11 protein-coding genes are annotated in these 14619 nt (G+C 47.3%); 5 read left to right on the top strand and 6 right to left on the bottom strand.

Annotated elements, in window-relative coordinates; translation table 11 throughout:
* Positions 1–5: 5 nt before the first annotated feature.
* Entirely contained in the window at positions 6–3377 is a 3372-nt protein-coding gene (locus GCU44_RS08890) for a DEAD/DEAH box helicase (RefSeq protein WP_161993916.1), read from the bottom strand.
* Between the two features lie 523 nt (positions 3378–3900).
* Between GCU44_RS08890 and GCU44_RS08885 the strand changes: the two genes are divergently transcribed.
* Together GCU44_RS08885 and GCU44_RS08880 are read left to right on the top strand one after the other, a co-directional pair.
* Entirely contained in the window at positions 3901–4998 is a 1098-nt protein-coding gene (locus GCU44_RS08885) for a 6-bladed beta-propeller (RefSeq protein WP_154856028.1), read from the top strand.
* Positions 4999–5060: 62 nt separating this feature from the next.
* Complete coding sequence (locus GCU44_RS08880; protein ID WP_154856026.1) at positions 5061–5558, top strand: hypothetical protein; 498 nt, start codon at positions 5061–5063, stop codon at positions 5556–5558.
* A gap of 10 nt (positions 5559–5568) precedes the next feature.
* Here GCU44_RS08880 and GCU44_RS08875 read toward each other — a convergent pair whose 3' ends face one another.
* Entirely contained in the window at positions 5569–6144 is a 576-nt protein-coding gene (locus GCU44_RS08875) for a TetR/AcrR family transcriptional regulator (protein ID WP_092170979.1), read from the bottom strand.
* A 173-nt stretch (positions 6145–6317) separates the two neighbouring features.
* Between GCU44_RS08875 and GCU44_RS08870 the strand changes: the two genes are divergently transcribed.
* The gene (locus GCU44_RS08870) at positions 6318–6995 is read left to right on the top strand and encodes an alpha-ketoglutarate-dependent dioxygenase AlkB family protein (protein ID WP_317175332.1); all 678 of its coding nucleotides are present in this window, start codon (positions 6318–6320) and stop codon (positions 6993–6995) included.
* Positions 6996–7002: 7 nt separating this feature from the next.
* On the opposite strand, the gene GCU44_RS08865 is transcribed toward GCU44_RS08870, so the two are convergent.
* The 4 genes from GCU44_RS08865 to GCU44_RS08850 form a co-directional block, all read right to left on the bottom strand.
* Positions 7003–8388, bottom strand: a complete 1386-nt coding sequence (locus GCU44_RS08865) for an NAD-dependent succinate-semialdehyde dehydrogenase (RefSeq protein ID WP_154856024.1) — start codon at positions 8386–8388, stop codon at positions 7003–7005.
* Between the two features lie 30 nt (positions 8389–8418).
* Positions 8419–9159 (bottom strand): SDR family oxidoreductase, encoded by a 741-nt coding sequence (locus GCU44_RS08860; RefSeq protein ID WP_154856022.1) that lies wholly within the window; start codon positions 9157–9159, stop codon positions 8419–8421.
* Between the two features lie 831 nt (positions 9160–9990).
* Complete coding sequence (locus GCU44_RS08855) at positions 9991–12282, bottom strand: xanthine dehydrogenase family protein molybdopterin-binding subunit (protein ID WP_154856020.1); 2292 nt, start codon at positions 12280–12282, stop codon at positions 9991–9993.
* A 12-nt stretch (positions 12283–12294) separates the two neighbouring features.
* Entirely contained in the window at positions 12295–12753 is a 459-nt protein-coding gene (locus tag GCU44_RS08850; RefSeq protein WP_154856018.1) for a (2Fe-2S)-binding protein, read from the bottom strand.
* A gap of 189 nt (positions 12754–12942) precedes the next feature.
* Here GCU44_RS08850 and GCU44_RS08845 point away from each other — a divergent pair, with 189 nt between their 5' ends.
* On the top strand, positions 12943–13317 hold the full coding sequence (locus GCU44_RS08845) for a BlaI/MecI/CopY family transcriptional regulator (protein ID WP_154856016.1): 375 nt from the start codon (positions 12943–12945) through the stop codon (positions 13315–13317).
* Positions 13314–14558: a TonB family protein gene (locus tag GCU44_RS08840; RefSeq protein ID WP_154856014.1), complete on the top strand. Its 1245-nt coding sequence runs from the start codon at positions 13314–13316 to the stop codon at positions 14556–14558. The genes GCU44_RS08845 and GCU44_RS08840 overlap by 4 nt, the downstream gene beginning before the upstream one ends.
* Positions 14559–14619 lie beyond the last annotated feature (61 nt).

Here is a 14619-nt window from a genome sequence, read left to right as displayed (position 1 = left end):
CATGCTTAATCAAATAGCGCCAGCATGGTGTCCCCGTCCAGTTCTCCCAAAAAACTGTCCCCCTCTGCGATAACCTCCCCGGCCAACTTGCTTTTTGATTCCTGGAGTCTCACGATCTTTTCCTCGACGGTGTCTTTGCATATCATGCGGTAAGCAATCACGTTTTTTTTCTGTCCCATCCGATAGCAGCGGTCGATGGCCTGGTTTTCTACGGCTGGATTCCACCAGGGATCCAAAATATACACATAATCAGCAGCCGTGAGGTTAAGGCCTGTTCCCCCCGCTTTTAGGCTGATCAAAAATACCCGCTTTGTGGGGTCCTGCTGGAATTGATTTACCCGTAGCTCCCGCTCCTTCAAACTGGTTTTGCCATCCAAATAGGTGTAGGATATGTGGTTTTCGTTTAGCCTTTCCTGAACGATGTCCAGCATCTTTACAAATTGACTAAATACCAATAACTTATGATCCCCTGTTTTTTCTTTGACGTGCTCTAAAAGTAAATCAATTTTCGCTGAGGCTTCCATTTCTTCGGTATGGGAAACCAGATTCGTGGCATCGCATACTTGGCGCAAACGCGTCAATCCTTCCAAGACGTACATTTTTGACTGTGCGGCTCCTTCTTCCTCAAACTTTTTCAATAGGTAATCCCGGTATTCGTTTCGGTAGGCGTCGTATATTTTGCGCTGGATTGGGACCATCTCACAATACAGGTATTCTTCGGTCTTATCCGGCAACTCTTTGAGCACTTCTCGTTTCGTCCTTCTCAGGACGAAGGGTTCGATTTTTTTGCGCAATTCATCCAGAATCGCTCCATCGCCCTTTTTTAAGGGATCCAGGTAGTTTTCCTTAAAAGACGTAAACGAATGAAAAAATCCGGGATTCACAAAATTCATTTGGGCATATAGCTCCGACAGCCCGTTTTCGATGGGGGTTCCGGTAAGGGCTATTCGAAAGTTAGCCCTGAGCTTGGTGATGGCTTTGTAGCGCGCGGACTGGGTATTCTTGATGGCCTGGGATTCATCTGCGATGATGAGATCAAATTCCAGCTGTTGCAATAATTCCAAATCATTGATTACCAGGCCATAACTGGTCAACAAAACCTGATGCTTCCGGAGCGCTTCGACCTGATCGTAGCGGTTGCCATGGTGGATGAAGTAATCCAGATGAGGCGCAAACTTTTCCAATTCATCCTTCCAATTAAACAGCAGCGTGGTGGGGGCTACCACGAGCACCTTCGTCCCTTTTTTGGAAGTTAACTTACAGATCAGGGTAATGAGTTGGAGCGTTTTCCCCAAGCCCATGTCATCCGCGAGAATACCTCCCCATTGGTATTCTCGCAGGAAATTAAGCCAATTGAGACCGGCTTTCTGATACGGCCTGAGCTCAGCCTTTAGTTGCTTGGGAATGCGGGTTGATTTGATGCTGGAAAACTGCTTTAACTTTTCCTTCTTTTCTTCAATCTCTTTCAGTATCTCCGGAAAATTAATGAGTTCTTCCACCTCATCCATCAAATTAAACTGTGTTTTAGAGATGTTGAGTTGGTCTTTATCGGTTTCGCCGCTGCGAAATAGACGGCTAAATTTCCGAACCCACTTTTCGGGCAAAATCCCAATGGTCCCGTCTGTCAATTCTACATAATTCCTATCCCGGTCCAAGGCTCTTTTGATATCCTTTAATTTGACCTTATTATTTCCGAAAGCGACCACCGCCTTTAGCTCAAACCAATCCTGTCTGGATCGGAATTCGAGGTTTACGTTCGGGGCGAAAAGCGAATATTTTTTGATTTTTATAGTTTCCAAGCCAAATACCGTCACCTGATTGGCCTTCAACGTTTCAAAAGCTTTCATAAACCAAAGGTTTTCCATAAAGCTATCGTGCGTCAGGTGAAAAAACCCCTGGTTACCCCCTCTTCCAAAATTGGGATGCAAGGATCTGAGAAATACCACGAAATCATCTTCCACATCTTCGTCTCTCAGGTAAAGGGTTTTGCTCTCGGGATCCATGATGGCATTCCCCTCCAGGGGATTCGAAAATGCCTGCGGACCATATTTGATAGCCGGGCGAAAAATCACCAGTCCGCTGAGTTCTGACACATACAATTGCTTTTGTAGCAAAGGGCTACCGTCGGCTTCGTTAAAAAGACCAGATTCGTCCATAATTTCACTATTTTTCGACAAGGGTACGAGTATTCTGTGGATGAATTCTTCCACATCCTGTTCCAAAAAATGGAAGACCGGGTAATCGGCCAAAAAACCGATGGTTTCCAGAGCCTTCTGGTTCTGTACTACCAATAATTGGCGTTCCTCCCACAGGACAAAAGCCGGAGTGATGATTACTTTGTGTTTTTCCGCTTCTAATTCAATGCTGTTCGCTTCCGTCTGAATAATGGGTGCGAGCTCATAGATCGTCCCGGTTCTGCGAATCCTTATCTTTAGCCTTGCAGCGCTTACCTGCAACGGTGCTCCAAAGTACTTCTTTTTGAGCTTGCCTTTTTGATACTCGTAGACCGGAGCCCGGTAGTTGAATAGGGAATAGCCCTCAATCACGTCCAGAAATTCCTTGAAAAGCGTACCCAATTTATCGGTTTTCTTCTGCGCGATCGCTTGATTTATTTTGTCTGTCGCGATCAGCACGCGGTCCATTCCTTCGGTATTCGCTAGTCTGGGATCAAAAGGATCCGTTATTTTGGTGAATTTTACCGATAATTCCGCGGGCCTGTTTTTACTTCCTTTGGCCATGAAGGCAAATACACTGTGAATAGTACCATCCTGGGTTAAAACAACGGCCATTCCCGGATTGTATTGGCCCAATTCGGAATCGTTGATCTCCGGCAAGAATTGATCTGCTGTTTTTGGAGGCCAAATTCCTTCTTTTTTAAACCAGTCGGAAAGGCCATCGATGCTGTAAAGTCCCCGAATCGGTCCTGCCGGAAACATGCGCAATTCCCCCTCCCAAAACGAGAACGCAAATGCGCTGATTGGGTCGGCTAGTTGATTCTGTAATCCCCATTTGGCCAATTGCTCCTCAGCCGCTCTCCTTCGTTGCCCCTGGGTCAGGTACTGCAGGTCCCCCAGATTTGGCTGACTGAACCGTTTTTTGAGCCATTCCAACCCCGTACGAACCAGAAATTTTCGCTGATAATCGCCATCAATAATGACCTGTTGCCCATCATAGCCAACACGTAACAAATGACGCTGCCCATTGATATCAACGACGTAGGAAATTTCACTATCTGACAGATCGGCTCTGTACAGGTTTTCATAAATAAATTTGCCCGGTTCGCTATCGATTTTTTTTCCCAATTGGGGTATTTCGTTTTCCGAACAAGCAATTTTTATGGGAAAAGATAAGTCCTCTTTCTCCCGCTTCGTTTTCACAAACGGATTCGGTTCCGGGATTTCTAATCCGTCAGGTCTATCTTTCCTGTATTCAACTCCTTTGGTCAAGGCTAGAAAATAAATTGCCGCTGCAACATGTTTACACTGACGATTTTCTGAAAAATAGGGACAAATACAATCCACAGGATTTTGGTCAACATTACCAGAAAATGGGTTATCACTCTTGCTGGAAAAAAATTCGTTGAGCATCGTATACTCAAGACAGATACGTACCGAATAATAGGGTTCCAAATTTCCCTCCACTTCAAAAAAATACGTTTCGTCCGCAGGGCTATAATAGACGAATTCCACTTTTTTATCCGAAAAAAGGGTGTACCCTCTGTTGAGTAAAACCGGATTAACGAACGACTTTAGTTTGTCAAGCTGACTTTTGTGTAGAAATGGTAGACTCATACGCTAAAAGAAAGTCAAAATTAAATTTCTTTTGCAGGTGTAAAAAATATCTCATGGGAAAAACCTTGGATAATAAAACATAATTTCTTAGTTTGAAGAAAATTTATTTATGAAATACCGTCCGATTCACCTTTCATATTTAGTAGTACTGCTGCTTCTGGCTTCCTGCCAAAAAGAAATCAAAACCAAAGATGGGTTGCCCTTAATGGAATTAGAAGGCATCGAATTGCTGAATACACCCTACGCTATTGTTAAAGTGATTCCTTTGGAAACCAATCAAAATAACCTTCTGGGCGACCATTTGACTTTAAAATTTACTGAAAATGCCCTTTTTATTTTTGATGAAAATGCCAGGGATGTCATCCATAGCTTTGACCGCAACGGTAACTATCAGGGCAGGACCGTGGAAACAGGGCAGGGGCCGGGCATGGTTGCCAGGATCACTGATTTTATCCCCACCGCAGAAGGGATGGAAATCCTCAGTACCCTGGGAGATCAGGCAGAAGTTATCCAGTTTGATAATAATGGAGAAATTATTGGACAAGTTGGTCTTGAATACTTTGCTACTTCCATTGCGAAATTGCCCGGTGGACACTATGTGGCTTCCGGAAGTTATAATCTTCCCCTGGTTGAAAACCGACTGGCAATCATTAATGAGGAAGGGGAAACGGTAATGGAATTTCTAGCCAATAAACATGAAATTCTGCCCGCACAGGAAAAGAATTTCTCCACCATTGATGAGGCTGTTTTTTTCCATGAAATCTATAATACCCAAACCTATCAGGTTACGGAAGACCAATTGGTGCCCCAATATCAATTCGATTTCGGAAAATACCGTATTCCCGAACGGTTTTTTGATATGGATTGGATGGCCGGTTTCGAAATGCTCAACCAACAAGGTTTTGCCACCATTTCCCAGTATTGGGAAAGCAAGCAGAAGGCTTTTTTTGGAATTGATGTACAAGTGAACGGGGAGCGAAAAAACCATCAAGTCATTTTGGACAAGGGCAACATGGAGGCCGGTAAAAGGATTACTTCTACCACGGATTTGACTGCCTTCTACCATCCCGTTGGGGTATTCGATGAGCTTCTCGTATTCATCGCACAAGCTCCGGATTACCTAAAGCTTGAAGCAGATCAATTGCCGGACAACAGCCCGATGGTTCAGGAAGGAGATAACCCGGTTTTGTTATTCGTTAAATTTTGAGCCTCCCGGATTAGTTGTTCGTAACATGTGGCTATTTTCACTCTGGAATCCCTATCAAACGTATGCGTACGTATACCCTCCTATTGCTGTCTTTAATCCTTGTCGTTTTCGTTGGCTGTGGCCCTGTTGATCCTAAAATAGTTTTTCCGGAGAACTTGAAAACCTATCCGGTAACAGACAGCCTTGCTTTTGACCCTGACTGGTTCAGTGCTGAAAAAAAATTGGTGGTGGTTTCCAAAGGCCTATATGTTTTTTCCATTCCCTTTATGGATATTTTAGAGGAATATGATAAGGAAATGCCAGTGATTATTGTAATTACCAGCGAAGATAAGGATGAAATTATTCAGAGACTGAGGGAATATGAGTTTCCCTATCCCTTTATACATGATCCGGATGGCTTGTTTATTGAAGAAAACCAATTATGGAAGCGTTTTGGTTATCAAGAGAAAAATACAATCGCTACATTTTTTATGGAAGGCGATTTCCTTTCCGAATTGGGTGGTGCCCAAATTGGTATAAGGCATCTATTCAAGAAACAATTAGATGAATTTTTGAGATAAAAATGATCTCTTATTCCTCCAAAAACTGTAACACCACCTCCACCGCTGCCAATTGCCTGGAGGGGGCGGATTCTATTTTGGAGATGACCTGCACCCCATTGTAAAGGGTAAATAACAGGTTGGCGAAGGCCTTAAGGTCCTTCCCTCTGGAAATTTCGCCCATTGCCTCGCCGGATTTCAGGTAGTCAAAAAACAGCTTTTCGAATTGAATTTGATTTTCCCGAAGCATGTCTTTCAAATCTCCATCTTCCGGCACCAATTCGGTCGTGATGTTCACTAAGAAGCAACCCCTACGATCCGTGTTTTCACGAACCACGTATTCAAAAAGTTTTCGAAAACCCTCAAGAACGTTTGGCTGGGCGTACAATAACTCGTAGTAGGCTTTTTTGGTGGTCTCTCGGTAGTTTTCAAACGCCCTCATAAACAAGTCTTTTTTCCCTTTATAGGTATCGTATAGGCTGGCGCGGTTGATTCCCAGGTGATCGACCAGATCCTGCACAGAGGTAGAATGGTAGCCTTTTTTCCAAAACAGCTCCATCGCTTTGTTTAAGATTTCGGTTTCATCGAAAGACTTGTTCCTGGCCATTGGGAAATTTGAAATAATGAGTGATAGCCCATAAATATATAGTTTTGGAATGGCCATTCCAAAACTTAACTACACAATTTTGGAGGAGTAATGACTATCCGCCAATTTCCATTTCGCGAGGGGTTGTTTTCAGCGCATCCCCTCGCTTCCAAATGGAATCTATACCGGTTTACTTGACACGCATTTCTTACTTGTACCGTAGGGGATTGAAGCGTAGGCGGAAATTTCCGTACTTTGCCCGCATGAATCTTTTTGACAATCCAGCATTTCCTTCCAAAAACGTATTACCGCAAGACGGGCAGGTGTACTATCATGGCAAGGTGATCCCCGGAACGAAAGCCGATGATTACTTTAAGTCTTTGTGGGATACCATCGCCTGGAAAAATGATGAGGCGGTCATTTTTGGAAAAAAAATAGTCACCAAACGAAAAGTAGCCTGGTACGGGGATCAGGAATTTGAATACACCTATTCCAATAGCACGAAAAGAGCCCTTCCCTGGACCAGGGAGCTGTTAGAGATCAAAACGATTGCCGAGAAGCATACCGGCGAAACATACAATTCCTGCCTGCTAAACCTTTATCATTCCGGAGAAGAAGGAATGGCCTGGCACAGTGATGGAGAAAAAGACCTGAAAAAACACGGTGCCATTGCCTCCCTGAGCCTGGGAGCCGAGCGCAAATTTGCATTTAAACACAAGAAACGTAAGAATACCGTCTCGCTTTACCTTGAACATGGCAGCCTTTTGCTGATGAAAGGTATTACCCAGGACCATTGGCTTCATCGCCTGCCACCTACCAAAAAGGTGCTGGATCCAAGGATCAACCTCACCTTTAGGTACATTAGTCAATAGCAACCATTCACTGCCCTCTCATAACGGCTTTGATGTTTACGAATTCCTTTAGTCCGAATCCACCGTGCTCCCGGCCATAGCCCGAATTTTTAACCCCACCGAATGGCATGGCAGGATCCGCCAATCCAAAGGTATTGATAAACACCATTCCCGTATCAAAGTGTTTCTCTGCCATTTCGATGGCCGCGTCTTCATCTTTGGAGAAAATACCTCCACCTAATCCGAAGCGGCTGTCGTTGGCAATGCGCATGGCATCTTCGTTATCACTGGCTTTGATCAATGCGGCTACCGGGCCAAAAAGTTCATCCTCGTAAGCTGGCTGGCCTGGCTGGACATTTTCCAACACGGTGGCGGGATAGAAGAATCCGACTCCATCGGGAATTTTCCCTCCACAGGCTATCCAAGCTCCCTTCTCAACGCTATTCACCACTTGTTCATGCAGCTCTTGGCGGAGATCCTGGCGTGCCATGGGGCCCAATTGGGTGCTCTCCTCATTCGGATCACCTGTTTTTACTTCACTCATGGCTTTCACGAATTTTTCACGGAATTCCTCATACACCTTTGCCGTTACAATAAAGCGCTTCGCCGCAATACAGGTTTCGCCGTTATTGTAAATACGGCCTTTCACGCAGGCCTTTACCGCCAGGTCGATATCGGCATCGTCAAAGACCAGGTAGGCATCGTTGCTACCCAATTCCAACACCGTTTTTTTCAACGCAGCGGTAGCTGTTTGCCCGATCTTTCGTCCTGCACCGGGACTACCTGTGAGGGTTACGCCTCGCACCCAGTTATTTTTTATCACCGCCTCCGACTGATCGTGATTGATCACTAACGTGGTAAATAGGCCTTCCGGGATGTCCGCGCTTTTGTATAGCCGCTCCAGCAATTTACCCGACCCGGTTACGTTTGAAGCGTGCTTCAATAACACAGCATTTCCTGCCATCAGGCTTGCTATTGAGTACCGGACCACCTGGTAACTTGGATAATTCCAGGGCTGAATGCCGTATACCACCCCGATAGGGGCATATGAAACGCGTCCCTTGCTTCCATTGACCATGTCACGCTCCTGGGTTTTCAGCGAATTTGGTCCAATCTCAGCCGTATACTGGCAAATGGAAGCGCATAAATCCACTTCTTGCCGGCTTTGTATTAGCGTCTTCCCCATCTCATCGGTCATCAATTGCGCCAACTCTTCCTTGGCACCGAGCAGGGCTTTACCGATCGCTACTATCCGTTCAGCACGTTCTTCAACGGGGACATCCCTCCACGTTAGGAAGGCTTGGTGGCATTTTGAAATGGCCGCCTCAACCTCTGCGTTGCTCATGTATTCGTGGTGATCGAGCACTTCACCTGTTGCTGGATTAATGGTTTCTATGGTTGTTCGTTCACGCATCGTATTTCGCATTTTTTTGGTTTAAAGGGTTTATCCTTGCGCTGTTGGCATCAGGTACACATCGTTGATATTGACTCTGTCGGGCTGATTTAGGGCAAAGAAAATGGCATTGGCGATATCTTCCGCCTCAAGCGTGGTCATCTCCGACATTCCTTTCAATTTTTCCTTAATGTCATCGTCCGTGATGGTTTCAAACAGACTTGTATTCACGGCCCCCGGCTCTATGGAGGTCACATTTATTCCATACAGGGGTGCCAACTCCTTTCTCAACCCCTCCGAAAACATTTTTACTGCTACTTTGGTGGCACAGTAGATGGCCCCGCCTGGGAAATAATTGTGTGCAGCCGAAGAGGATATGTTGATAATGTGACCACTTTTATTCGTACGCATGGTTGGCAACACCGCTGCCACCCCGTTGAGTACACCTTTGATGTTGACATCTACCATCTTCTCCCACTCATCGGTCTTGAGTTTTTCGACGAACGATAGGGGCATCAGTCCCGCATTATTGATCAAAACATCGATAGAACCGTACTCAGCTAGCGTTTTAGCTACCGCATTCTCAAGTTCAGCAGGTTTTGTAACGTCCGTTTTCACCACCAGTGCCCTACCTCCACTGGATTCAATTGTGTCTTTTAGCTTAATTAGCTCGTCTTCATTTCGCGCGCACAATACAACAGCGGCACCTCCCTTCGCCAATTTGACTGCCGTTGCTTTTCCTATCCCGCTTGACGCTCCTGTTATGATCACTACTTTGTTTTTTAAATCCATCTTGTATTATTTTGGGGTATTATAGAATTTACCTTAAGGCAGCCAAAGATTAAGCCAAAAGTTCGATCACTGGAAAACCGATCTCAGGGGCACCTTTTCTTCTACAGATACGCTTTATGAGGCGGGGCGAGAAAAAGTGGGAAATTTGTGACACGGCGCATTTATCAGACCAAACCTTTCCCTCAGTAGATATTTTTTTACCACCCTGTTTCCCTTGGTTTTGCAAACGATAATTTGGGTTCTGTTTTGGTCTAGCCTGATTCTCCTGATTAAAAATGCCGCGCATCAGAAGCTGGCTTGACGGGATACGCTTCTAAAAAGTAGGGAAGAAGGTTTAGAAAGGTAGGATCCTGATTTCGAATCAAATCAATTTCTCACAACCCTTGGTTGTCAAAACGATTACCAAAGCAATTGAAGAATAAACGGACAGGTTGAAAGAAATCCAACAGCTTCGAATGAAACCTCAGAAATGCACCCAAAATAAGATGTGTTCCATACTCCCATGGGCTTAGGCCTCGCAGCAGGTGCTACTTTTTTCGGCAATCCTTACGCCTGTAGAAACAGCACCGGGCACAATGGGTTTGTCCCAATCCTCTCTACGAACACTGCGAGGGTTGCTACCGCATACCTATAAACGACACTAGTGGCTGATTTATTCATTCAATAACAATAGACGCCCTACAGGACCAACGAGATATGGCAGCTCCTGCGCCCTATTTTAGGATCTTGGCATGACATTCCCAACTCCTTTCTGGTCTCGCTCGATGCACGTTTTATCCAATACGGCTATGTCTGGATACTGGCTACTAACGCATTTTTGTTGTACGTTTTTCAGGCAAACCCCTCCTTGATGGGCAATTCATAAATCCGTTTCCCTTTCAATTTGTACAAGGCGTTACACAAGGCCGGGATAAAGGGAGGTACGGGAGGTTCACCCACACCGGTCGGTTTTTCGGTGCTTTCGATGATGTGCGTGTAAATCTTTTTCGGAGCCTCTGGCATGCGAATGATTTGGTAGCCATCAAAATTATTTTGGATTACCTGCCCATTTTCAAACCGAATGGCAGAGGAAAGGGCCAGGCTGGTGGCGAATTGCGCCCCTCCTTCAAACTGCGAGCGGATGCGGTCGGTATTTACCGGAATTCCGCAATCCACGGCGTAGTGGACTTCCGGGATGATCAGGTTTCCGGACGCGTCTTCGGCCACCTCTACTATGCAGGCCACATAGGTAAGAAAGCTCTTGTGTGCTGCAAATCCCAAGGTTTTGCCTTGGTTTATCGCCTCTTCCCATCCGGCTTCTGCTGCTACCCTACGAATTACAGCCTTCATTCGGGCAGTATCCCAGGGGTACTCCTCTATGGCCTCTCCGTAGTTTGGGTACGATCCTTTCATTTCTTCAGCAAAGGAGAGTTTTCGGTCTTCTCCAAGCAGGGAGAGTACGTAGTCTACCGGGTCCATCCTCTGATCTTCGGCGATTTCATCCAACATGGTACAAATGGCAAAGGCATGGTGAATGTTGCTGACCGAGCGCAGCCAACCTACCCGGGTATGAGCCCGCGCCTCGTGAGATTCGATGCGTATATTCGGGACATCGTAGGGAAAGTCGGTGCAACCCAAGCCCATTTCTCCGTCCGAAGGATGCAGTTCCTCGGCATTGGAGGTGCCTCCAATTGCCGGGAAAACGGTATGGTGGTTCCATGCGACCAATTTCCCGCTGCCATCTAGCTGCGCTTTGATTCGCTGCGCGCTATGGGAATGATAAAAATCGTGGTGGAGATCGTCTTCCCGGGTCCACTGAACCCGCACCGGCTTTTGAATGGCTTTCGATAGGAGGGCCGCCTCTACCACGAAATCCGGCTTGGACTTTCTTCCAAAGCCTCCGCCAAGCAGTGTCACGTGAACCGTTACCCGGGAGACATCCATATCCAGGGCTTCGGCTACCGAATCCCTTGCCCATTGGGGATGTTGGGTGGGTGCCCAGATTACGATGCTTCCGTCGTCTTTATAATCCGCAAGGGCAGCCGGAGGTTCGATGGTGGCATGGGCATAGTACGGCGCCCGGTAGGTGTTTTCGAAGGCCTTTCCACCTCCAGCAAAGGCCGTTTTGACGGATCCCTTTTCCCTTCGCAGGCGGCCCTCCTGCTGGGTACTGGCAATCATGGCCTCCATCTGGGTGGCGCACTGGTAATCCCAGTTATCTCCCAGGTCCCAATCTACTTCCAGGGCTTCCCTTCCTTTCATCGCCGCCCAGGTATGGTCTGCCAGCACAGCCAGGCCCTCCAAAGGCTTGTTTAGCCCCGGGTGCAAGCCATTGCCAGCGATTTTAATCACCTGGGTTACTCCGGGTACCTGCAGGGCTTTTTCCTCGTTGTAGGAACGAATCGTTGCCCCGACGACGGGACTGCGCAAAATTACCGCTATTTGCTGACCGGGAAGATCCAGGTCCGCGCCAAACCGCGCCTTACCTTGGGTAATTTCCTGTATATCGTAAATCGGAACGTCTTTTCCCACCAATGTGTAATCCGATAGGGACCGCAGCGTCAGGCTTTCTTCTTCCGGAATGGACAGTTGCTGCAGGCGTTCCACCAAATCTCCAAAGGGGATTTGTTGACCGCTGCTTTCGTGTATTACCATGCCGTCGCGGGTATCGCAGCCCGAAACGTCCAGGTCCCATTGCTCGGCAGCTGCCTGCCTGAGCATGTGACGGGCGGTGGCCCCGGCCCGACGCATTGGTTCAAAAAACATGCGTATCGAGTAGGATCCATCGGTATTCTGATCCCCATAGGTGGCTTCATCACCCACGGCCTGTTCGATGCGGACGGCTTTCCAGTCCGCACCCAACTCATCGGCCAGTACCATGGGGAGCGTGGTACGAATACCGGTCCCCATTTCCGAACGGTGCGCGATGATGGTAACCGTATTATCGGAGGCGATTCTCAGGTAGGCATTCGGTGCAAACGTGCGGGTTTCCCCTTTGGGTCCGGCACATTGGAAATTCACTCCAAGCAAAAAGCCGCCGCCGATCAGGGAGCTGATTTTCAAAAATTCCCTTCTGTCGGGCAGGTATACCCTACTTTTATCAATCGGTTCTTTTTTCGAGAAAAACGGGAGTTTCGGTATCATGAGCGGTGGCGGTTAGGACTGGGATGATGCGGTTAGGATTGCGTCTTTTATGCGATTATAGGTACCGCAGCGGCATAAATTTCCGGCCATTGCTGCTTCTATTTCCGATTCGCTAGGGCGGGGGTTTTCTGCCAGGAGCGCTGCGGCATTCATGAGTTGCCCGGATTGGCAATAACCGCATTGGGGCACTACATGGGCCTCCCAGGCCTGCTGCAGGGGATGGTCTCCGGTCGGAGACAGACCTTCTATGGTGGTCACGGCACGGTCTCCAACTGCCGAAACCGGCAGACTACAGGAACGTGTGGCTACACCGTCGACATGGACCGTGCAGGCGCCACAAAGCGCTTGCCCACAACCAAACTTGGTCCCTTTGAGTGAGAGCAGGTCCCGAATTACCCAAAGCAAGGGCATGTCGGCGGGGGCAGTAACCTCCTGCATTTTTCCATTGACTGAAAGACGGTATTTTTCCATGACGCGTGATTTTGTGTACAGCCAATGAATATACGAAAAGTCCCAACTACCTCCAATCATCCCGAAGATATTCCTTGGTTTAGCGATGATTTAATGAAAAAATCGGCCTCCACAGCCTCAAATACGAAATATTCGTATATTTACGATATCTTCGTAGGAAAACTAATTTATTTTTTGTTTATTTGATTCATGGAATCATTAACGACAAACGAAGAACAGGTAATGGCGATCATTTGGAGCCTGGAAAAAGCGCTGGTGCGGGACGTTTTGAACGTCTACCCAGCCCCAAAGCCGCCCTATACCACCCTAGCCTCGATCATGAAACAATTGGAAAAAAAGGGATTTCTGGACCATCGTACCTACGGAACCACACACGAATACTTCCCCTTGGTCAGCAAGACAGCCTACCAAAACCGAAGTTTCAATCAATTGGTCACCAACTATTTTGAAGGGTCTGCCAAAAATGTACTGTCCTTTATGGTAAAAGAGAAAAAGCTGTCCGGAAAAGATCTGGAGGATTTGGAAAAATTGGTTGAGACATTAAAAAACCAGCATACCTCATGAATCCGCTACTCAACTACCTATTGGAAGCAACCGTTTGCCTGGCTGTCTTCGGCCTCTTTTATCGATTCTGTCTCGCAGAAACCACCTTTTTTGCCTGGAATCGGGCCTATTTATTGGGCAGCTTTTTTTTGGCCTGGCTAATTCCAGCACTACATCTCCCACTGACCGATCAAAGCGCTGCATTCAAGGATACACTGGTACTTGCCATGCCCGCTTTCGACTTCAATGCAAACGAATCCCAGGTAGCACCTGCCTCTGCCTGGATGGGCCTGCAACCTCTCCTTATTGGTACCTACTGGTTCGGGGTTGCTTTTTTTCTGGCGCGACTGGGCTTGGGTCTTTTATTGCTTTACCGAAGGGCAAGCCGGGCTACAAGGGCTACCTGGGGCAGGTTTACCCTTTTGGAGCACGCGGAATTCGAACCCTCCTCCTTTTTTCATTGGATATTTTTGCCTCCCCGAAATGCCGAACCGGCAGATAGAGACTGGATCCTTGCCCACGAAGCGGCCCATGCCCACCGCCTGCACAGCCTGGACCTGGTTTTGTTTCAACTCCTGAAGATCACGTTCTGGTTCAATCCCTTCCTTCGGTTTTTCGAAAAGGCACTCCTGGAGGTACACGAGTACCAGGTGGACCGGCAGATGACCCAAAAACACGCCAAAGACGCATACGTGGAGCTACTCTTACACCTTATCCGACCAGTTCCTCAGCACACCTTAGTGAATAATTTCAATCAATTTCAACTCAAAAAACGATTAAAGATGATGTATCGACCTAATTCCTCCCGGCTGGCCCGATTTGGTTACGCCCTCTCCCTACCCTTACTTGCCGTTTTGCTGGTATTCTTCGCCTGCGAATCCTCAGAAGAACAACCTGTTCTGGATCAAAACGGCCCGGAACAGATATCCGAGCGGGTGATGCGGGGAGAAATATTTGATGTAGTGGAAGAAATGCCCGTACCTGCCGGCGGCATGGAGGGCTGGAATGACTTCCTTCGGAAAAATCTGACGTATCCGGAAACAGCCCGCAGCGAAGGCGTCGAAGGAACCGTATATGCGGAATTTATCGTCGACACGGAAGGGGGCATCAACCAAGTGGAACTGCTCCGAGGCGTCGATTCGCGGTTGGACAATGAGGCACTCCGGGTTTTGAAAGCGGCTCCTTCCTGGTCACCCGGAAAACAGAGAGGGGTAGAAGTTCCGGTAAAAATGCGGGTTCCCATCCGGTTTAAATTGAATTAACCCAATGGTATATTGGTAGACCTTCCCCGGCAGACTGAAAATTCGTTTCTTTTTGCCGGGG

It is taken from the genome of Cyclobacterium xiamenense (genome assembly GCF_009467825.1).
Taxonomy (GTDB): Bacteria; Bacteroidota; Bacteroidia; order Cytophagales; family Cyclobacteriaceae; genus Cyclobacterium; species Cyclobacterium xiamenense.
The sequence above is the reverse complement of the archived record's forward strand: the minus strand, read 5'-3'. Positions and strand labels throughout refer to the sequence as shown.